At 62.6% G+C, this 20,667-nt stretch carries 19 protein-coding genes and 2 pseudogenes; 8 read left to right on the top strand and 13 right to left on the bottom strand.

Annotated elements, in window-relative coordinates; translation table 11 throughout:
- Together KBB36_RS15490 and KBB36_RS15495 are read right to left on the bottom strand one after the other, a co-directional pair.
- Positions 1–591, bottom strand: a pseudogene (locus KBB36_RS15490) (hypothetical protein); the annotation flags it as partial.
- The gene (locus tag KBB36_RS15495) at positions 588–857 is read right to left on the bottom strand and encodes a hypothetical protein (RefSeq protein WP_290982884.1); all 270 of its coding nucleotides are present in this window, start codon (positions 855–857) and stop codon (positions 588–590) included. The gene KBB36_RS15495 and the pseudogene KBB36_RS15490, both read right to left, overlap by 4 nt.
- A 152-nt stretch (positions 858–1,009) precedes the next feature.
- On the opposite strand from KBB36_RS15495, the gene KBB36_RS15500 reads away from it, so the two are divergent.
- The gene (locus KBB36_RS15500; RefSeq protein ID WP_290982801.1) at positions 1,010–2,710 is read left to right on the top strand and encodes an iron ABC transporter permease; all 1,701 of its coding nucleotides are present in this window, start codon (positions 1,010–1,012) and stop codon (positions 2,708–2,710) included.
- A gap of 6 nt (positions 2,711–2,716) precedes the next feature.
- The gene (locus KBB36_RS15505) at positions 2,717–4,261 is read left to right on the top strand and encodes a tetratricopeptide repeat protein (protein ID WP_290982803.1); all 1,545 of its coding nucleotides are present in this window, start codon (positions 2,717–2,719) and stop codon (positions 4,259–4,261) included.
- Positions 4,262–4,276: 15 nt separating this feature from the next.
- On the opposite strand, the gene KBB36_RS15510 is transcribed toward KBB36_RS15505, so the two are convergent.
- The 3 genes and pseudogenes from KBB36_RS15510 to KBB36_RS15520 form a co-directional block, all read right to left on the bottom strand.
- Complete coding sequence (locus KBB36_RS15510; RefSeq protein WP_290982806.1) at positions 4,277–4,663, bottom strand: DUF6481 family protein; 387 nt, start codon at positions 4,661–4,663, stop codon at positions 4,277–4,279.
- A gap of 175 nt (positions 4,664–4,838) precedes the next feature.
- A pseudogene (locus KBB36_RS15515) lies at positions 4,839–5,047 on the bottom strand (cold-shock protein).
- A 273-nt stretch (positions 5,048–5,320) separates the two neighbouring features.
- Positions 5,321–6,361, bottom strand: a complete 1,041-nt coding sequence (locus tag KBB36_RS15520) for a Fe(3+) ABC transporter substrate-binding protein (RefSeq protein WP_290982809.1) — start codon at positions 6,359–6,361, stop codon at positions 5,321–5,323.
- Positions 6,362–6,559: 198 nt separating this feature from the next.
- Here KBB36_RS15520 and KBB36_RS15525 point away from each other — a divergent pair, with 198 nt between their 5' ends.
- Complete coding sequence (locus tag KBB36_RS15525; protein WP_290982812.1) at positions 6,560–7,618, top strand: hypothetical protein; 1,059 nt, start codon at positions 6,560–6,562, stop codon at positions 7,616–7,618.
- Here the strand turns inward: KBB36_RS15525 and KBB36_RS15530 are convergent.
- The 3 genes from KBB36_RS15530 to KBB36_RS15540 form a co-directional block, all read right to left on the bottom strand.
- Positions 7,594–8,385: an alpha/beta hydrolase gene (locus tag KBB36_RS15530; protein WP_290982815.1), complete on the bottom strand. Its 792-nt coding sequence runs from the start codon at positions 8,383–8,385 to the stop codon at positions 7,594–7,596. The two genes, KBB36_RS15525 and KBB36_RS15530, sit on opposite strands and share 25 nt — an antisense overlap.
- Positions 8,385–9,935, bottom strand: coding sequence for a benzoate-CoA ligase family protein (locus KBB36_RS15535; protein WP_290982817.1), 1,551 nt, complete (start codon positions 9,933–9,935; stop codon positions 8,385–8,387). The genes KBB36_RS15530 and KBB36_RS15535 overlap by 1 nt, the downstream gene beginning before the upstream one ends.
- Positions 9,936–10,029: 94 nt before the next feature.
- On the bottom strand, positions 10,030–10,497 hold the full coding sequence (locus tag KBB36_RS15540) for a flavodoxin domain-containing protein (protein WP_290982820.1): 468 nt from the start codon (positions 10,495–10,497) through the stop codon (positions 10,030–10,032).
- Positions 10,498–10,582: 85 nt separating this feature from the next.
- Between KBB36_RS15540 and KBB36_RS15545 the strand changes: the two genes are divergently transcribed.
- The 5 genes from KBB36_RS15545 to gpt all read left to right on the top strand — a co-directional run bounded on the left by KBB36_RS15545 (position 10,583) and on the right by gpt (position 15,751).
- A complete protein-coding gene (locus KBB36_RS15545; protein WP_290982823.1) occupies positions 10,583–11,518 on the top strand; it encodes a helix-turn-helix transcriptional regulator in 936 nt (311 codons plus the stop codon).
- A 61-nt stretch (positions 11,519–11,579) separates the two neighbouring features.
- Positions 11,580–13,256 carry a 2,3-epoxybenzoyl-CoA dihydrolase gene (boxC, locus tag KBB36_RS15550; protein ID WP_290982826.1) on the top strand — a complete coding sequence of 559 codons (1,677 nt, stop codon included), beginning with the start codon at positions 11,580–11,582 and terminating at the stop codon, positions 13,254–13,256.
- A 3-nt stretch (positions 13,257–13,259) separates the two neighbouring features.
- On the top strand, positions 13,260–14,672 hold the full coding sequence (boxB, locus tag KBB36_RS15555) for a benzoyl-CoA 2,3-epoxidase subunit BoxB (RefSeq protein ID WP_290982829.1): 1,413 nt from the start codon (positions 13,260–13,262) through the stop codon (positions 14,670–14,672).
- Between the two features lie 94 nt (positions 14,673–14,766).
- Positions 14,767–15,231, top strand: coding sequence for a thioesterase family protein (locus tag KBB36_RS15560; protein WP_290982832.1), 465 nt, complete (start codon positions 14,767–14,769; stop codon positions 15,229–15,231).
- 16 nt (positions 15,232–15,247) lie between these two features.
- Positions 15,248–15,751: a xanthine phosphoribosyltransferase gene (gene gpt, locus KBB36_RS15565; protein ID WP_290982835.1), complete on the top strand. Its 504-nt coding sequence runs from the start codon at positions 15,248–15,250 to the stop codon at positions 15,749–15,751.
- Here the strand turns inward: gpt and KBB36_RS15570 are convergent.
- From KBB36_RS15570 to KBB36_RS15590, 5 genes are all read right to left on the bottom strand, one after another.
- A complete protein-coding gene (locus KBB36_RS15570) occupies positions 15,748–16,920 on the bottom strand; it encodes a hypothetical protein (protein WP_290982838.1) in 1,173 nt (390 codons plus the stop codon). The genes gpt and KBB36_RS15570 overlap by 4 nt on opposite strands.
- A 79-nt stretch (positions 16,921–16,999) precedes the next feature.
- Positions 17,000–17,632 carry an ABC-type transport auxiliary lipoprotein family protein gene (locus tag KBB36_RS15575; protein WP_290982841.1) on the bottom strand — a complete coding sequence of 211 codons (633 nt, stop codon included), beginning with the start codon at positions 17,630–17,632 and terminating at the stop codon, positions 17,000–17,002.
- Positions 17,629–18,657: an MlaD family protein gene (locus KBB36_RS15580; protein WP_290982844.1), complete on the bottom strand. Its 1,029-nt coding sequence runs from the start codon at positions 18,655–18,657 to the stop codon at positions 17,629–17,631. Before KBB36_RS15580 ends, KBB36_RS15575 begins: the two co-directional genes overlap by 4 nt.
- Positions 18,658–18,660: 3 nt before the next feature.
- Entirely contained in the window at positions 18,661–19,458 is a 798-nt protein-coding gene (locus tag KBB36_RS15585) for an ABC transporter ATP-binding protein (RefSeq protein WP_290982846.1), read from the bottom strand.
- Entirely contained in the window at positions 19,459–20,583 is a 1,125-nt protein-coding gene (locus KBB36_RS15590) for an MlaE family lipid ABC transporter permease subunit (RefSeq protein WP_290982849.1), read from the bottom strand.
- Positions 20,584–20,667 lie beyond the last annotated feature (84 nt).

The raw sequence follows: 20,667 nt of genomic DNA on the forward strand, positions 1-20,667 counted from the left end.
CGCCATCGGATGGCCGCGATCCGCCGCTGCGCGCACCAGCGCCACGCCCTCTGCCGCCCGGCCATCGGCGATGGTCAGTCGGCCCAGGCGGTAGCGTGCGTTCAAGGCCCCCAGGCGCACCGCCTCCGCCAGTAAGCCACGCGCCTCCGTATTGGCGGCGGCTCCGCCGCGTTGCAGCAGGATTTCCGCCAGATTGGCCATTGCCGAGGCTTCGCCCAGGCCGGCGGCGCGGCGCAAAGCGGCCTCGGCCCCGGCCAGATCGGCGGCGCCGCCACTGCCGCTGAGCAGCATATAGCCCAAAGCCCCCAGGCCCTTGGCATGACCCTGCGCCGCGGCACGGCCGAACCAGGCCCGGGCGGCGGCCAAGTCGCGCGGCCCGCCCAGTCCAAGCTGGTAATCCAGGCCAAGCCGGTATTGCGCCTCGGCATCGCCGGCCTCGGCACGGGATTGTAAGTCGGCGCGCCCCGGCTGCGCCCCGGGCAAACGCTCGCCTGGCTGGCTGAAAGGCGCATCACCGGCGCCGATGGCAGCCCAGCCTGGCGCCGAAATCAGTGCAGCGCCCAGCAAAAGGGCGGCAGGAAACAACTTCATATCACGCCATCATCCTTCAACACCTGGCGGCCGGCCTGGGTCAGCTTGCACACCAGCCAATCCGGCTTGATCGGATTGTCAAACCACGGCTCAGCCCAGCCGGCACGGATGCAGGCCCGGATTGTATCCAGCCCGATCTGCTGTCCATCACGATCAAATAGCGGCAATTTGCCGCCGGGCTGGTTTAGCCCGCGTTTCAGATACTGGCGCTGCGCTTCGCTGGTTTTTGGCACGATCACAGGCTCCGGCGGCTGGAAATGCCGCATCAATCTTACCACCTCACCCATCAAACGCTCCCCTCAATCCGGCATAATCATCCAGATAGGAGGCACGACTTGCCATGGCAAATCCGTCTCCCGCCTTTGCCACCCTGCGGCAAATCCTTTAAAGAAAAGCGAATTCGAAAAAAGAGAGCTTCGTGAGCGACCTCAGCCTCAGTCCCCTGCCCGCCGCTACCGACGCCGCCCCAAGGCGCGGCCGCAGCCGGCTGGCCTGGACCCTGTTTGCCGCCGGGCTGGCCTTGCTGATCGCGGCGCCGTTGCTGGCTGTGCTGGTCAATCTGTTCCGCCCCACCGCCGGGGTGTTTGGCCATCTTGCCACCACGGTGCTGCCGGAAATGCTGTTCAACACCATCATGCTGATGCTGGGTGTTGGCTTCGGCTCGGCGCTGATCGGGGTTGGCTGCGCCTGGGCGGTGACGATGATCGAGTTTCCCGGCCGGCGCCATCTCGGCTGGCTGCTATTCCTGCCGCTGGCCATCCCGGGCTATGTCTCGGCCTTTGTGTATGGCGAATTGCTGCAATTCGCTGGCCCGGTGCAAAGCGCCCTGCGCAGCTGGTTCGGCTGGAGCCGGGGGGATTACTGGTTTCCCGATGTGATGACCCTGGGCGGCACCGTGGTGTTGCTCACCCTGGCCTTCTATCCCTATGTCTACATGCTGGCGCGTGCCGCCTTCCAGGATCAGTCGGTCTGTGTGCTGGAAGTGGGCCGCACCCTCGGCATCCGGCCCTGGGGCCGCTTCTGGCGCATCGCCCTGCCGCTGGCCCGGCCGATGATCGCCGGCGGCATTGCCCTGGTGCTGATGGAAACCCTGGCCGAGTTTGGCGCCGTCAGCTATTTCGGCGTGCCCACCTTCACCACCGCGATTTACCGCACCTGGTTCGGCATGGGCAATCCGGTGGCGGCGGCGCAACTGGCCGGCATCCTGATGCTGTTTGTGCTGGCGGCCGTGATGCTGGAACGCCTCAGCCGCCAGGCCAAGCGTTTCCACCATACCTCGGCGCGCACCCGGCCGCTCAAACTGCACCGGCCCGGCCCCGGCCTGGCCTGGCTCACCACCCTGCTCTGCCTGCTGCCGGTGCTGCTCGGCTTTCTGCTGCCGACCGGGCGGTTGCTCTATCTCGCCATCACCGAAGGCGATGCGCTCGGCTCGGGCCGGCTGGCCGGCTTTGCGGCCAACAGCTTCGTGCTTTCCGGCCTGGCTGCCTTGCTGCTCATCCTGCTTGGCCTCGGCCTCGCCTATGCCCAGAGGCTGGTGCCGGGCCGGCTGCTGAGCTGGCTCGGCCAATTCGCCACCATGGGCTATGCCGTACCCGGCTCGGTGATCGCCATCGGCGTGCTGCTGCCGCTGGCCAGTTTTGACCATCTGCTGAATGACTGGTCGCTGCGGCTGTTTGGCGCCAGCCCGGGCCTGCTGCTGTCCGGCAGCCTGGTGGCGGTGCTTTATGCCTATGTGGTGCGCTTCCTTGCGGTGTCGCACAACACCATGGATGGCGGCCTGCACCGGATCCGGCCCAGCCTGGATCATGCCGCCCGGGTGCTAGGCGCCACGCCGCTGGGCGTGGTGCGCCGGGTGCATGCGCCGCTTTTGCGCGGCAGCCTGTTCACCGCCGCGCTGCTGGTATTTGTGGATGTGCTGAAGGAATTGCCGGCCACGCTGATCGTGCGGCCGTTTGACTTTGATACACTGGCCGTGCGCGTCTACCAGCTTGCCAGCGACGAGCGGCTGAGCGAAGCCGCCACCGGTGCGCTGATCATTGTCGGCGCCGGCCTGCTACCGGTAATCTGGCTCAACGCCGCCCTGGCCCGTTCACGCCCCGGCGAACTTCCACAGGATTAAGCCCATATGACCAATCCCAGCGACATGCTGTTGCAGCAATCCGGCATCGGCGCCCTTGATCTGCCCATAGCCTTCGACTTGCTGAACAAGGGTGAACTCGATCTGGCAGCAGCCGCCTTCACCAAATTGCTGCAAGGCCAGCCGCGCATGGCCCAGGCACAATTCGGCCTCGGCCTGGTCGCGGCCCAGCGTGGCCAGTTCAAGGAAGCCGCGCAGCATCACAGCCGCGCCATCCAGCTCGACCGCACCCTGGTGGAGCCGTATATGGCATTGGGCAATGCTTTTCAGGCTATGCAGCGCTTCAATCAGGCAGCGCAGGCCTACCGCGATGGCCTGCGTATCGGCCCCGGCTATGCGCCGCTGCATTTCAACATGGGCATCTGCCTGCGCCGCATGGGCGAAATGGATGCCGCCATCGTGGCGCTGAAGAATGCTGTGAAGCTGCAACCGGATCATGTCATGGCCTGGTTCAGCCTGGGCAATGCCTATCGCGACAAGGGCGACATGGCCGAGGCCGAGCGGCATTATGCCGAAGCGGTGCGTATCCGCCCGGATTATGCCGATGCGCAATGTAATCTTGGCGGCCTTTATGCGCTGCGTGAGGCGCATGATCTGGCGGTGGCCTGCTTCGATGCCGCCTTGCGCCAGCAGCCGCAGCATTTCTTTGCCCTCAAAAATCGCTCGCTGTCGCTGTTCAAGCTTGGCCGCTATGCCGAGGGTGCCGTAGCGGCCAAGGCCGCACTGAGCCAGCAACCCGACGACATGATGCTGCATTATCATATGGGCGAGATGGTTTATGGCCTGATGCGCATTGGCGATGCTGCAGCGGCGCGGCAACTGGCCGAGGAATGGCGCAGCGGCTATCCCGACAATGCCGTGGCCCAGCATATGGCAGCGGCGGCCTTGGGCGAAACCGTGCCGGAGCGCGCCGCAGACAGCTATGTGCGCGAAACCTTTGATCGTTTCTCGGCCGATTTTGAGCAGGTGCTGAGCGGGCTGGATTACAAGGCGCCGCAATTGCTGACGGCCGCCATCGCTGCCGCACTGGGCGACAAGAGCGGCCTGAGCGTGCTGGATGCCGGCTGCGGCACCGGGCTATGCGCGCCGCTGTTGCGGCCCCGCGCCAGCAAACTGGTCGGCGTCGATCTATCCGGCGGCATGTTGCAGAAGGCGCAGGCACGTCAGCTATACGATGCCCTGCACGAAGCCGAACTGAGCGCCTTTTTGCAGGCAGCGCCTGATCAATACGATCTGGCCGTGGCCGCCGATGTGTTCTGCTATTTCGGCGATCTCAAACCGGTGCTGACCGATCTGGCAGCGCGCATGCCGACCGGCGCCCTGCTCGCCTTCACGGTTGAGCGGATCGAGGGCGCGGCGCCGGCCGAGGGCTATCGCCTCGACCCGACCGGCCGCTACGCCCATGCCGGCAGCTATATCGATACCGCGCTGCAATCAGCCGGCTTCAGCCTGAACACGATGGCGGAAGATGCCGCCCGTGTCGAAATGGGCAAGCCGGTGCCGTGCTATGTGGTGACAGCACGGCGCGCCTGATCCGGCGCTGAAAGCCTAGGCGCGGCGGGCCTTGCGATTGGCATAGCGCCGGTCGCGCTCGGCCTTGCGGGTGGCTTCATCCTGAACCACACGGGTGGTGCGGCTCTTTTCAGCAGCTTCGCGCTGCTCCTGTTCGGCGCGCTCGGCAGCAGCAAGGGCTTCGGCACGGGCGGCAGCTTCGGCTTGAATACGGGCTTGTTCTTCAGCCTTTTGTTGCTCACGCACGGCACGGCGCTGCTCGCGGGCCTGGGCGATGGCTTCACGTTCTGCCTGCCGCGCCTGCAATGTCGGCGCAGCAGCTTCTTGTGCGGCACGATAGGCTTGCAGCAAGGCGGCCTTCGCCTCGGCAGCATTGCCGCGGCGATCAGAGAGTTCGTTATTCTTGGGGTTTCGCAAATTCATTGTTCCAGTTGATGTGTCACCCTGACCGGAGGTCAGGCCTTTCCGACACGTTTCGGTATCGATAGCCACGCCGCAGCATGGCAATAAAAAAGGCCAGGCAATTTGCCTGACCTTGATAGGGATCGTGCTTTCAACAAGTCCAGGTTGCCATGATCAAGTGAAAGCAGATTCCGAATTAGGCAGCCTTGAGATTGCAGGCCGACATCTTGCCCGACTTGCTGTCGCGCTCCATGTCATAGGCGATCTTCTGGCCTTCAACGATTTCGCGCATGCCGGCGCGCTCAACGGCCGAGATATGCACGAAGGCATCCGGGCCGCCGTTGTCCGGCTGAAGAAACCGAAGCCCTTGGTGGAATTAAACCATTTTACGGTGCCAGTGGTCATGATGAACCCCTTTCAGAGGATATAGAGATACTACTGCGCAAACGCACAGCAGGTTGACATAACGATTTTTGAAAGGAAGGTTCGTTCAGGGCGCAATGCAAATCGCGCAGTAACCAAAGCTAACCAAGCAAATATCGACGACCGCATCAGTATAGACTATTGCACCCCGCGTCAACGTTTGTTTTTCGCGGCCATTTTCACCGCCATAATGCGGCAAAGAAAAAGGCGGGAACCAACGGCCCCCGCCTTCACTACAACAATACGGGCCGCGGCTTATTTCCAGCCGGCGCGATCCATCAGCTTGAGCGCGGCTTCGTTGTTCTTGCCGAAAGTGGCGGCATTCACAGTGTCTTCCTTGAACTCGGCCCAGCGCTGAATCACCGGATGCAGCTTGACGCCGCCAATCACCGGGAATTCGTAGTTGCCCATGGCGAAATAACCCTGCGCCTCGGCAGAGGCGAGATATTCCAGAAACTTCACCGCATTGGCCTTGTTCGGCGCATATTTGGCCACGCCGGCGCCGCTGATATTCACATGCGTGCCACGGTCATTCTGGTTCGGGAAGATCACTGCCAGCTTCGACACGATCTCCTTGTCCTCCGGCTTGGAGGAAGCCATCAGGCGGGCGAAATAGTAGGTGTTGGAAAGGGCGATATCGCCCTCGCCGGCTGCCACCGCCTTGATCTGGTCGGTATCGCCGCCCTTTGGCGCGCGGGCAAAATTAGCCACCACGCCCTTGGCCCAGGCTTCAGTCTTTTCCTCGCCCTGAGAGGCGATCATGGCGCCGACCAGCGACTGGTTATAGACATTGGTGGAGGAGCGGATCAGCACCTTGCCCTTCCATTTCGGATCGGCCAGATCTTCGTAGCTGCTCAGCGTGCCCGGCGCCACACGTGCCTTGTTCACCACCAGGATACGGGCGCGCTTGGAAAAGCCGAACCACAGGCCCGAAGGCTCGCGCAGATGCGCCGGGATCAGCTTGTCGAGCGTGGCCGAATTGGCCGGCTGCAATAGGTCCATGCTCTGGGCGCGATACAGCCGGCCGGCATCCACGGTGATCACCACATCGGCCGGGCTCTTGTCGCCTTCGGCCTTCATGCGCTGAAGCAGTTCATCCTCGCGCGCTTCCAGACGATTGATCTTGATGCCGGTCTGCTTGGTGAATTCGGCGTAGAGCGCTTCGTCGGTGTCGTAATGCCGCGAGGAATAAAGGTTCAACTCACCCTGGGCCAGGGCCTGCCCCGGCAAGGCCAGCAGGCCGGCAACAGCGACACCCAGGGCCAGCGCCACGCGGCGCGAGATTACGATGCTCATGATTCTCGGCTCCCCAACGGAATGCGAATAGTAATGCGAATGACTTTCAAAGAATAAATACCCCAGGGCCGATTTTGCTGCAAGCGCGACTAACTCGCATTTTCGTGAAGTCACGCAAGCGTCAACCACTCTGCCCTCGCCATACGAGGGAAAAGCGCCATAATCCAAACTATGAACGCCCCAAGAAATGCCCTCTGCATGCTGATTTTCTTCGTGTTTGCCGGCTGCGCCGCCTTACCGGAGGCATCTGGTGAGTTGCCGCGAGAACAGCTGGTTTTGCGCTCTGCGCTCAGCGTACGGCCCGCCGATAACAGCGTTACCCTGCCGTTGTTTAAGGGCAGCGCCGGTAATCTGACCGTCTGGTATATCGTGATGGATTCATCCGATCAGGCCGATGCCGAACGGCGCGGCGTGGTATGGGCGCCGCTGCTGGCCCGCGCCGGCCATGTGCAACCGGTGCAGCACAGCGATGCCGGCCTGGTCTTTGCCGCCGCACCGGATTTTGCCCCCGAGCGGCGCTATCGGCCCGGGCCGCAGGGGTTTCCACCACTGGATGCTGCCGATGCCGTGGCACCCGGCGCCACGGCGCCCGCCGCCTATTCGCCCTTCATCCGGCCGGCAGCGGATGGCCCGATATTGAACGCGCCAATTGTGGCTGTGGGTGACGGGCCGTTTGATCTCAGCCGCCATGACCGCACAATGGATCGCGTCCTGGCGATTGACACGGCGAAGCGGCAAGTGACCTTGCTGCTCAGCCGTGGCTTCGCCGAAGGCCGCGCCGTGCTGTATATCAGCACCGAGGCCAGTGACCCGCTGGCCGCCGCCCTGGAACGTGCCACCCTGGTGCCTAAGCTGGGCGAAGGCGATGGCGATATCGGCCTGATCGCGATGGTGAACGGCCAGACCGGCGCGGGCAATCCCGAGGCGCAGGGTTTGCCGCATCTGGTGCTGGATGGCGCCGTGGCCGAGACCGCCGGCCGGCATAATGCAGCGCGGCTTGGCGCACCGGGCAATATCCTGACCGCCTTCCCCACCGGCAAAACCGCCAGCGGCTATTCACCGCTCTGGAGTGTCAGCATGGCCGCCTGGGCCGAGAACAGGGTGAAGGCCGGCAGCAATATTCGCATCACGCATCAGGCCGAGATTTACCGCCAGCTTGGCAAGGGTATCAATGGCCCGGACGGCGCGCCTTTCGCGCCATCCGGCATCACAGTGAATTGCCCGGTAGTCGCCTATCTGGATGAAGCGCCGCCCTGAAGCGAACGCACATAACCGGCCAGGGCCACGCGCACCGCGTCGGGCTGGTCCTTGTGCGGTGAATGGCCACAATTCGGCAGGATCAGGGTTTCGACACGGCCTTTGGCCAAAGTCTTGATCGTATCAATCTGCGCCAGGGTGCCGTATTCATCGCCCTCACCCTGTATCGCCAGCACCGGATGCCGGATACGCGCCACCTCGGCCTCGATATTCCAATGGGCAAAATCCGGGTTGAGCCAGGAATCACACCAGCCGCGAAAGGCGCAATCCACATTGGCGCCGTGATACTTGGCAAGGCGCTGGCGCAGGTCGCCGTTGGCATAGGCATCATGCGCGGCGCGGATCGACTGCACCGAAATCGGCTCGGCATAACTATGCGGCGCCATCACGGCAATGCCGAGCAGGCCCGGATGCGGCGCCGCGCCGGCATGGATCAGGGCAATCGAAGCGCCATCGGAATGGCCCACCAGAATGGGCTGCGCGATGCCCAGCACTTGCAGCAATTCCGGCAGAAGGCTGAGCGCCTCATCATGCATGTAGCTGATCGGGCGCGGCAGCGCGCAGGCTGACGAACCACCATAGCCGATGCGGCTATAGACCAAAGCCGGCAGGCCACATTCAGCCGCGACCTGATCGGGGAAATCGCGCCATTGCGCAACCGAGCCCAAGCCTTCATGCAGGAAAACCAGCACCGGCTGCGCAGCAGGGTTGCGCGCGCCAATCCAGCGATACTCAACCCGACCTGCGGAAATATCTGCGACTTGCATCACTGCCTGAGTTTGAAACGCTGAATCTTGCCGGTGGCAGTCTTGGGCAATTCGGCAACGAATTCAATCCAGCGCGGATATTTATGCGGCGCCAGCCGGTCTTTCACAAATTGTTTGAGATCGGCCGCCAGGGCATCGTCGGCAATGATGCCCTGATGCGGCACCACATAGGCTTTCGGCTTGATCAGGCGGTCAGTATCCTCATGCGCCACCACGGCGGCTTCCAGCACTTTTTCATGCGCCAGCAAAGCTGATTCCACCTCGAATGGCGACACCCAGATGCCGCTCACCTTCAGCATGTCGTCGGAACGCCCGGCATAGGCGTAATAGCCATCCGCATCGCGCACATATTTGTCGCCGGTGCGGGTCCAGGGGCCATGAAACGTAGCCAGGCTTTTCGGCCGGTTATTCCAATAGGCGATGGCGGCCGAAGGGCCGGCCACCAGCAATTCACCGATTTCGCCGTCATTCACCTCACGGCCTTGATCGTCAACGATACGCAGATCATAGCCCGGCACCGCCTTGCCGGTGGTGCCATGGCGGATATCGCCGGGCCGGTTGGAGACAAAGATATGCAGCATCTCGGTGGAGCCGATGCCATCCAGGATGGCAACGCCAAACCGCTCCTGCCAGCGGCGGGCAATATCCTCGGGCAAAGCTTCGCCGGCCGAAACACAATGGCGCAACCGGGCCGAGCCGCTGTCGCGATTGATCGTGGCATCGGCGAGAATTGCAGCATAGAGCGTCGGCACGCCATAGAAGATGCTGGGCTGGTGCTGCTGCAAACGCTGTAACACGCTTTGCGGCGTCGGCCGCTCGGCCATCAGCACGGCGGTGGCGCCGACATGCAGCGGAAAGCTCATCGCATTGCCCATGCCATAGGCGAAGAACAGCTTGGCGGCAGAAAACACCACGTCGCTTTCGGCCAGGCCCAGCACTTCCTCGGCATAGAGCACGGCGGTGTGCACCATATCGCCATGCAGATGCATGGCGCCCTTGGGCTTGCCGGTGGAGCCGGAGGAATAGAGCCAGAAGCCGATATCATCCGGCGTGGTCTCGGCGGCATCAAGCTGATCGGATTGTTCGGCCAGCAGGGTTTCCAGCGGCTTGATCGTGGCGGCAACCCGGCCCGAGATCAGCACATGTTTGAGATACGGCTGGTCGGTGACAATGGGGCGGAATTTCTCCAGCAAGGCATCCGAAACCGCCAGCACCACGGCGCGGCTGTCGCGCAGCAGGAAATCGTAATCCGCCGTTGGCAGCAGCGTGTTAACCGGCACCGGCACGGCGCCGATTTTCATGGCGCCGAAAAACAGCGCCGGAAAATCGATGCCATCCAGCATTGCCATCAGCACGCGCTGCTCGCGCTGCACGCCCAGGCTTTTCAGCAGGTTGCCGGCGCGGTTCACGCGCTGGGCCAGCTCGGCATACGTGTGATTGCCGCGATCATCGATGAATGCCAGCTTGGCGCCGCGCCCTTCCGCCAGATGCCGGTCGATAAAATGGCTGGTGGCGTTATAGCGCCGCGGCAAGTCGAGAAAGCGGGGCATAATGGTCTCCTCCCAGAAACCGTTTTTTTCTATTTTTTTATTATCGACCGGCGGCCGGCTTTAAGGCTTTTGCCGCCGGTTTAAGCCCTCGGCTTTACGCGGCCTGGGCCAGCGGCGAGGCCAGCTTGACCCATTCCAGCGCCCAGACCACGGCATCTTCTTCCGGCAGCGTGGTGCCGGAAGCGTTATGCGCCAGACGCTCGCCCACCAGGGTGGCGCCCAGTTCGTTCAGTATCTGCTCAAACTGCATGCCGCCATGATTGTAGGTATCGGCATAGGTGCTGTCGCCCAGGCCGATCACGCCGGCCAGTTTGCCGCTCAGATCAGGCCGCGCCGCCACAAGGTCGGCATGGAAATCGCGCGCATTGTCCGGCACGTCGCCCTGGCCATAGGTGGAGGTGCAGATCAGGAAGGCGCCCGGGCGCTGAAACACGTCGGCTTTCAGATTGTCCATCAGCAGCACGTCAACCGCATGGCCTTCGGCTGCCAAAGCCTTCTTCACATCGCCCGCAACAATTTCGGCGGTGCCGGTCATTGTGCCAACCAGGATGGTAATCTGCATCTTCGCTCCTCCTTCACATGAAGCGCCCGAAATATAGCGCACTGATTTCTGGCATTCCAGAGTAAAAAGCATTATAATGCATGATATGGGCAAGACACCGGAAAAATCCCCCGCCACGGCAGCGGCCAAGCTCGATCCCAAGCCGGCAAGTGGCGAGGATGAAGCCTTCCTCGGCGCCGTGGGTGAACGGGTGCGCAATGCCCGCGCCCGCCGCGGCATGAGCCGCAAGCTGCTGGCGCGCGATTCCGGGGTTTCGGAACGCTATCTGGCCCAGCTTGAAACCGGCGCCGGCAATATCTCGATCCTGCTGCTGCGCCAGATTGCCCGCGCCATGGATTTACCGATGGGCGATTTTCTCGCCGACCGGCCAAAATACGGCATCGATCAGGCCTTGCTGCTGCAACAGATCGAAGCCCTCACCCCGGCACAGCAGCAGGATTTGCAGAATGTGATCCGCGAGCGCTTCGGCGTTGCCCCGGCAGTGAAGCGGCACATCGCCTTGATCGGCCTGCGCGGCGCCGGCAAGACCAGCCTGGGCCAGCGCCTGGCCGCCGGGCTGGGTCTGCATTTTGTTGAAATGGCCAAGGAAATCGAGGCCGAAGCGGGTTTGAGCCTGAACGAGATTTTTGATCTCTATGGCCAGGGTGCCTATCGCCGCTTTGAGCGCCGCGCGCTGGAACGCGTCACCGCGGAACGCGCCCCGGCCGTGATTGCAGCACCGGGTTCGCTGCCCTCCGAGCCGGGCAGCTTCGCGCATCTGCTGGCCAATTGCTTCACCATCTGGCTCAAGGCCCGCCCAGAAGAGCATATGGGCCGGGTGATCGCCCAGGGCGACATGCGGCCCATGGCCGGGCAGACCGAAGCCATGGCCGACCTGAAACGTATCCTGGCCCAGCGCGAAACATTGTATGCCAAGGCCGACATGGCTTTTGACACCGCCGGCAAGGCGCTGGATGACGCCGCCGCCGAATTGCTGATTGCCTTGCAGGCACATCCGGGCTGGCTCTCGCCTGCAAAATAATTCTTGCCGACCGGTAAATATGCATTATAATGCTTCTCACGAATTCAAGGGGTGAGACGCCATGGCCGAGCAAGCAGCCACAAACGGAGCCGCAGCTCCGGTCGATTTCCGCACACATCCGGATCAGTACAAACACTGGAAACTCAGCATCGATGGCCCGGTGGCCACGCTGGCGCTGGATGTGCGCGAGGATGGCGGCCTGCGCCCGGGCTATGAATTGAAGCTGAATTCCTACGATCTCGGCGTCGATATCGAATTGCATGATGCCGTGCAGCGGCTGCGCTTTGAGCATCCGGAAGTGCGCAGCGTGGTGCTGACGTCGGCCAAGGAGCGGGTTTTCTGCGCCGGCGCCAATATCCGTATGCTGAGCCAGTCGAGCCATGGCTGGAAGGTGAATTTCTGCAAATTCACCAACGAGACCCGCAACGGCATCGAGGAAGCCTCGGCGGAATCGCGCCAGACCTATATCGCTGCCGTGAACGGCGCCTGCGCCGGCGGCGGATATGAACTGGCGCTGGCCGCTGATTACATCATGATGGCGGATGACGGCAGCACCGCCGTGTCGCTGCCCGAAGTGCCGCTGCTGGCGGTGCTGCCCGGTACCGGCGGCCTCACCCGCCTGGTGGACAAGCGCATGGTGCGGCGTGACCGCGCCGATTTTTTCTGCACCCTGGAAGAAGGCATCAAGGGCAAGCGCGCCGTGGATTGGCGCCTGGTGGATGAAGTTGTGCCGCGCACCCGCATGCAGGATGCGGTGCGCGAACGCGCCGTGGCGCTGGCTGAAAAATCGGATCGCCCAGGCGATTCCCAGGGCATCAAACTGCCGCTACTGGCGCGCCAGATCGAGGATGCCAGCATCCGCTACAGCCATGTGGAGGCCCGGCTTGACCGCGCCAAGGGCATTGCCGAAATCACCATAAACGGCCCGCAGGCCCCCGCCCCGGCCGGCATTGATGGCATAGGTGCCGGCTTCTGGCCGCTGGCCCTGGCGCGCGAGCTGGATGATCTGGTGCTGCATCTGCGCAGCAACGAAGACAATATTGGCATGTGGGTATTCCGCAGCCAGGGCGATGCCGATGCCGTGGCCGCATATGATGCGCTGCTGGAACAGCATGCCGCCGATTGGCGCATCCGCGAAATCCGCCTGTTCCTCAAGCGCGTGCTGAAACGCATCGATGTGTCATCGCGCAGCATTTTCACGCTGATCGAACCGGGCTCGTGCTTCACCGGCACTTTGCTGGAACTGGTGCTCGCCGCCGACCGCTCCTACATGCTCGACGGCCAGTTTGAGGGCGACAACCGGCCACCGGCCACCATCCGCCTCACCGGCCTGAATTTTGGCACCTATCCGATGGTCAACGGCCTGTCTCGCCTGGCCAGCCGCTCGCTCGATGCGCCTGAGCGGGCCGAGGCCCTGCGCCAGCAGGTCGGCACCGACCTGGATGCCGCTGCCGCCGATGCTGCCGGCCTGGTCACCTTCACCCCCGACGATATCGACTGGGAGGATGAAGTGCGCATTGCCATCGAGGAGCGCGCCGCCTTCTCGCCCGATGCGCTCACCGGTATGGAAGCGTCTTTGCGCTTCGGCGGGCCGGAAACCATGGAGAGCAAGATTTTTGCCCGGCTCACCGCCTGGCAGAACTGGATTTTCCAGCGCCCCAACGCCGTTGGCGAACAAGGCGCGCTCAAGCTTTACGGCACCGGCCAACGCGCCGCCTATGACCGCAGGAGGGTTTGAACCATGGCGATCGACTACAGCCAGCGTATCCCCAATAACGTCAACCTGTCTGACAATCGCCGCCTACAGCGCGCGCTCGAGGAATGGCAACCGAAATTCCTGGATTGGTGGGGCGATATGGGTCCGGCCGGGTTCCAGGCGCGTGAAGCCTATTTGCGCACCGCCATCAGCGTGGATGCGCAGGGCTGGGCCAATTTTGGCTATGTGAAGATGCCGGATTACCGCTGGGGCATTTTCCTGGCCGAGCCGGAAGCCGGCCGCAAGGTGAATTTTGGCGACCATAAGGGCGAAGCCGCATGGCAGGAAGTGCCGGGCGAATATCGCGGCGTGCTACGCCGCCTGATCGTGACCCAGGGCGATACCGAGCCGGCCTCGGTGGAGCAGCAGCGCCTGCTCGGCCAGACCTGCCCTTCACTCTACGATCTGCGCAACCTGTTCCAGATCAATGTGGAGGAAGGTCGCCATCTCTGGGCCATGGTCTATCTGCTGGATGCCTATTTCGGCCGCGATGGCCGCGAGGAAGCCGAGGCTTTGTTGCAGCGCCGCTCAGGCGATGCTGACAAGCCGCGTATCCTCGGCGCCTTCAATGAGGCAACGCCGGACTGGCTCAGCTTCTACATGTTCACGTTCTTCACCGACCGCGACGGCAAGTTCCAGCTCGCCTCGCTGGCCGAAAGCGGCTTCGATCCACTGTCGCGCACCTGCCGCTTCATGCTGACCGAGGAAGCGCACCACATGTTTGTGGGCGAAACCGGCATCAGCCGCGTGTTGCAGCGCACCTGCGAGATCATGCGCGATTTCAAGACCGACGATGTGCGCAAACATGGCGTGATTGACCTGCCGACACTCCAGAAATACCTCAATTTCCATTTCTCGGTGTCGCTTGACCTGTTCGGTTCGGAAATCTCCACCAATGCCGCCAATTATTACACGATGGGCATCAAGGGCCGCTTCGAGGAAGTGCGCATCGACGACGACCACAAGCTGAGCGATGCGGTTTACAAAGTGTTGGAGCCGCACGGTGACGGCTTCCGCGAAAAGGAAGAAGCGGCGCTGATCGCGCTGAACGAGCGGCTGCGCGACGACTACGTCGCCGATTGCGCCCGTGGCGTGATGCGCTGGAATCAGGTGATCAAGCGCGCCGGCATCGATTTTGAACTGAAGCTGCCGCACCGGGCATTTCATCGCCAGATCGGCCAATTTTCGGAATTGCGCGTTGATCCCGCCGGCCGCATCGTCAGCCAGGCGGAATGGGACGCCCGGCATCATGCCTGGCTGCCCACCGAGGAAGACCGCCTCTATGTCATCAGCCTGATGCGGCCGGTGACCGAGATCGGCAAATTCGCCAACTGGATCGCCCCGCCGGCGCGCGGCATCAACAACATGCCGGTGGATTTCGAATACGTGCGCGCCTGAGGCGCCGCACGCCACCCTCGCCAGACTATTGGGGCTCCAACGGATAGTTGGAGCCCCTTCTATTTTTAAGCCTGCCTATTTATAGTCCGGCGCCATGACACCCAACACACCACCCTATTCGCCTGACCGCCCCTTCACCGTCGCGCGCGTGGTGCAATGGGGCGAGGCCGACCCGGCCGGCATCGTCTACACCACACAATTCCTGGATTATGTGATGGAGACGGTGGAAGCCTTCTGGCGCGAGCGGATCGGCGTCAGCTTCTATCAGTTGCACCAGCAGCATCATCTTGGCTCGCCAACCGTGAGCAGCCGGCTGGATTTCCAGAAGCCTTTGCGCTCGGGTGAGGCTTTCACGGTTGAATTGCGCATTCCGCGCCTGAGCCGGTCCACCATCACTTTCAGCATCCTGGGGCGCAATCTGGCCGGCGAAGGCTGCTTCACCGGCGAGCTGGTTTCCTGCATCATCGACGACCAGAAAGTGCGTTCGGTGGCTATCCCGGACTGGATCCGGCAGCCGATTGAAACTTACCGCGCCGCCACCGGCGCCGATCTGGACTAACAGGGGAAAATCGACAATGGCGGACAGCCACGGCTATAACAAATTCTTTCCGGTATCGTGGGAAGAACTGCATCGCCATTGCAAGGCGCTGGCCTGGCGCCTGCTGGAGCGCGGCCCCTATCAGGGCGTGGTGGCGATCACCCGCGGCGGCCTGGTGCCGGCTGCCATCGTGGCGCGCGAGCTGAACCTGCGTGTGATCGAAACCATCTCCTGCTCAACCTATAACGAATTGAGCCGTGGCACCCAGGTCAATATCCTGAAACAGGCCGAAGCGGCTTTGCCCTCGGGCGGCGAAGGCTGGCTGATCGTGGACGACCTGGTGGATACCGGCATCACCGCCAAGGCGGTGCGCCAATTGCTGCCCAAGGCGCATTTCGCCACCATCTATGCCAAGCCGAATGGCCGCCCGATGGTGGATAGCTACATCACTGAAGTAAGCCAGGATACCTGGATTCTGTTCCCCTGGGACCAGGAAGCGGTGATGAGCAAACCCATCGTGGAATTGAAGCAGCAGGGTTAACGAATAGCCTTGGAGCCGATATAGACGCCGTTGCTGATGCCCATCAGGATCAGGTAGCCCGCTGGAATGGCCGGTATTTCGTTGCCGGTGAACACCTTCACCAGCACAAAGCTGGCGGTGATCAAGGTGAAAAGCAGCATCTGCAACCGGGTCACATCGATGGTTTCACCACTATCGGTGCCGCCGATCAGGTCGCTCCAGGCCGGCAGGCGCGGCGCATCCACGGCCCGCCCCTGGCGCGCCGCCAGTTCGGCCCGTTGCTCTGCCTCGGCCGCCTCACGCGCCGCCAGCTGCTCCGGTGTCTCCTTGGCGATGGCGGCCGCTTCCTTCTGGTCGCTGACCTTCTTGTTGAATTGCGACAGCAGGGTGGCTGCACCGGCAATGCCCAGCAGGGTGAGCGTGCTCTCGGAAATCTCGATCAGTGTGCCGGACAGCACCATCACATAGATCGACGAAAAGGCCACCACCGTGGTCCACAGCATAATCTGGAATTGCGACAGGCTGGCCACGCCGTTGCGGCTGGAAATCAGCCGCAGCAGCCAATTGGCGTCTTTCAGATTGATGAATGTGCGGCTGTACCACCAGGCCCCGGCAAGCACCAGGCCAAGCAGCAGCACAGCCACGCTGAAGGCCCAGCCCTGGCTCTGGATGCCGAGCGGCACTGCCACATCCAGCAGCTTGTTGCCGCCGTCCACGGCAATAATCCGCATGGTGGCCAATGGCACGCCCAATTCACTTGCCGGCTCGGCGCCTTTTGCCGCCGGCGGCAATTTTGGCACCGTGATGCGGATATCAAATTCGCTGGTTGTGCTGGTTTTTGTCACCTGAATATCGCCCAGCACCGGCAGGGTTCCGGCCACCGGCTGGCCGCTGCCATCGCGCCACTGGAAACAGGCCACGATCTGCGCCGTCTCCTTCAACCGTTCCAGCGGCGTGACCTTGGCATCAACATGGCCACCGGGCGGCTGCCAGTTCTTGGCCGGCTGAATGCTGATGGCGCCATTGCGGAAGGCCGGCTCGGGCGGGGTGGCGCAATGCTGCGCCGGGCTGAGCCTGACGGTTTCCGCCGCCAAGCCGGGCGCGGCCAGCAGCAAGCCGCAGCAACCAATCAGCATGAGATGAAACAGGCGACGGCACGGCGCCGCCAAAATGGCAAAAAGCGCAGGCATGACTTCCCCCTCGAAGCGAATTAGACCGCCCGAGAAGCCACGATACACCAAAAACTATATTTTCAAAGACAATACACACTCATTCGAGGCGACTGCCAACACGCAGGGTCCATTGCACGGTTTCGCGCAGCACGCGCCCGAGCGCTTCATCAAAAGCCTGCACCACCGCCAGCACCTCGGTGCTTTTGGCCTTGACGCGATGTTCAACGATGCGGGCGGCAACAATCTCCTGGCGCGGCTGGCCAATCAGCTTCGAGGCCAGCGACACCCGCACGCTGGGCAGCGGATCGCCTTCGGCAAGCTCGGCCTGGAATTCACGCAACTCGCTCTTGAGGTTGAAATCGGAACGCAGGCCAACCGATTGCCGGCCCACGGCAACGATCTTGCCGGTATTCTCAAAACTCTCGATCAGCAGGGTTTGCACCATGCGCGGCGCGCGCTCGGCCCAGCGCGCTTCGGCATAGTATTTCACCTCATAGGGATTGGTCATGATCGGGATACGATGCGTATCCAGCCCGCCTGCCGCGTAGGGCTCTTCCACCACCAATTGCCAATCCACCTTGGGCAGATTGTCGGCGAAAGTGTTTTTCGGCGACAATGTGTAAAGGTTGGAGGGCGGCGCCTGCGGAATGATGCCGCCACAGCCTGCCAGCAGGCCACCAGCACCCAATGCAAGTAAAAAACTGCGCCGCTGCATGATGCCTTGCTTCATCGCCGGCTCCCCTCGCCCTTGTATTCCGCATCGCGGTTGCCAAACAGCACCGCGCTTGGATCATCCTCCAGCCGCTGCGCCACTCGCGCCAGGCTGCCCACCAGGATACGCGCCTCGGCGATGAAGCGGCGGAACTCGCCGAAACCATCGGTGGTGATGGCGTTGATCGGCGCCCGGTTCTCGGCCACCACCTCGTTCACCGCCGTCAACACACCGCTCAGGTCGCGCATCGCGCCGCGCAATTCCTGCACCGCAAGCTGGCTGTCTTTCAAGGTGCCGCTGGCATCCTCGTCCAGCAGCCGCGTGGCGCTATCCAGCGTGGCGCGGGCAGATATCAGCGTCAATTTCGCCTCATCGGCCAAACCATCGAATTTCTCCGCCACAGAGCGCGCCGCGCGTGCCGCCACGGCAATATCGGCACTGGTGCGATCAAAGCCATCAATCGCCCGGGTCAGCGTTTCCTGCCGGCTTGCAATGGTCAGGCTGAGTTGGCGGATATCGCCGATGATGCCGGCAATATTGTCGATATTCTGATCCGACATGATGCGGGCGGCGCGGTTCACCAGGTCCGGTGCGGCCTCAAACAATTCCGCGATGGAAGAGGATTTGGAGCGGATTTCAGGCAGCTCGGCAATATCATCGCCAAAGCTGGCGGGCAGGATGGTGGCGCCTTTGCTGCCAGCGGTGATCTGCACAAAGGAAACCCCGGTGATGCCCTGCAATTCCAGGCTGGCAACGCTATCCTGGCGGATCGGCGTATCGGCGGCCACATTGATCGTGACACGCACCTTGGCGGTATCCTCGCGGTCGATGCTGATCTGGCTGACATTGCCGATCTTGATGCCGTTGAAGCGCACATCGCCGCCCAGGCCAAGCCCCGCCACCGAGCCGGTGAAGAGGATGTTGTAGCGCGCAATCTCGCGGTCGATCTGCGTCTTGGCGAGCCAGAGCGCAAAGCCGAGAATGCCGACCAGGAATAGCAGCAGAAAGCTGCCGATCAGCAGATGGTGGGCGCGGGTTTCCATGCTTTATCTCGCCTCCTCGGCGTGGCTCTGCTGCGCGGCGGTCTGGCTTGCCGCCCGGGCGCGCGGGCCGTGGAAATATTCCTGAATCCAGGGATGCGGATGCGACAGCAACTCACGCAGCGGCCCCACCACCAGCACCTTCTTCTCCGCCAACACCGCGATACGGTCGCAGATCGCATGCAATGAGTCGAGATCATGCGTCACCATGAACACGGTGAGGCCAAGCGCCTGCTGCAAATCGCGCACCAGGGTATCAAAGGCTGCGGCGCCAATCGGGTCAAGCCCGGCCGTCGGTTCATCAAGGAATACCACTTCCGGATCAAGCGCCAGCGCACGGGCCAGGCCGGCGCGTTTACGCATGCCGCCGGATAACTCGGAAGGATATTTGCCGCCGGCACTGGCCGGCAGGCCGACCATGCGGATTTTCGCCGCCGCAATCTCGTTCAGCAGATCAGCCGGCAGATGGTAAAATTCCTTCAGCGGCACCTGGATATTCTGCGCCACGGTGAGCGACGAGAATAGCGCGCCATCCTGGAACAGCACGCCGACGCGCTGCCGCGCCGCGCGCAGCATGGCCTCGTCGCCTTTCACCATGTCGCTGCCCAGCAGGTCGATACTGCCGGCTTTGGATTGATTGAGGCCGATGATGGTGCGCAGCAGCACCGACTTGCCGGTGCCCGAGCCGCCGACCACGCCCAGCACTTCGCCGCGCCGCACATCCAGGTCCAGCCCGTCATGCACCTTGAAGCCGTCAAAGGCATTCACCAGGCCGCGCACGCGGATCACCACATCATCGGCCATCTAAATCCCCAAAGCCGAGAACAGGATCGAGAATAGCGCATCGGCCACGATCACCAGGAAGATCGACTGCACCACCGAGCGCGTGGTGAGCCGGCCAACACTTTCAGCATCGCGCTTCACCCGCAAGCCCTCGTAACAGCCAACCATGGCGATCAGCGCGGCAAAAACCGGCGCCTTGATCAGGCCAACCAAAAAGCTGTTGAGCGACACGGCTTCATGCAGGCGGCGGAAAAACAGGAAGGGCGTGATATCCAGCGACACCCAGGCCATCAGCGCGCCGCCCAGCAGGCCCATGATATCGGCAAAAAACGCCAGCAGCGGCAGGGTCAGGATCAGGGCGGCCACGCGCGGCACCACCAGCACTTCCACCGGATCGAGGCCCAGGGTGCGGATCGCATCCACTTCCTCGTTCACCTTCATACTGCCGATCTGCGCCGTGAAGGCACTGCCAGAGCGGCCAGCCACCACAATTGCGGTCAGCAGAATGCCAAGTTCGCGCAGCACCGACACGCCAACCAGATTGACCACAAAAACCTCGGCGCCAAACTGGCGCAACTGGTCGGCGCCCTGATAGGCCATCACCACGCCGATCAGGAATGAGATCAGGCCGACAATGGGCAGCGCATTCAGCCCGGTCTGTTCCATATGGAACACCACCGAGGTGAAACGCAGGCGGCGTGGGTTCAGCGCAATGCGGGCAAAGGCTTCCGCCACCCGGCCGATGAATTCGATGAAGCGGCGGCCCTCGCGGGCAAAAAACAGCGCCTGCCAGCCCAGATAGGCAATAAAGCGCAGCAGGCCATTGCCCGTGGGCGGCGGTGCCGCGCTTTGTGCATCGCAGCCGGCAACATAATCCAGCAGGGTGCGGTGTTCCGGGCTGAGCGCCTGCCATTCCACCGCGATACCGGGGCCAAGCCGCTGCAACAGGCGCTGCAACAGCACCGCGCCGGCGGTATCCAGCCGTTCCAGCCGGGCAGCGTCGATCCGCAGCCGGCGGCTGCCGCCGAGCAGGCTGCTGCCTTTGCCAAGATCATCCAGGCTGCGCGCCAGGCGTTCAGCGCTGGGCAAGGTCCAGGCGCCGGTGAGGCTCAGCCTCGCATCACCACCCTCATGCTGAAGGCTCATGCCGCCTGGCTGCACGCCGTTGATCCTCTGCCGAAACCTGCTTGCCTAAGAGTTAGCAGAAATGACATTGTGGGCGAAGCCCCG

This window comes from Ferrovibrio sp., assembly GCF_017994015.1.
Lineage (GTDB): Bacteria > Pseudomonadota > Alphaproteobacteria > Ferrovibrionales > Ferrovibrionaceae > Ferrovibrio.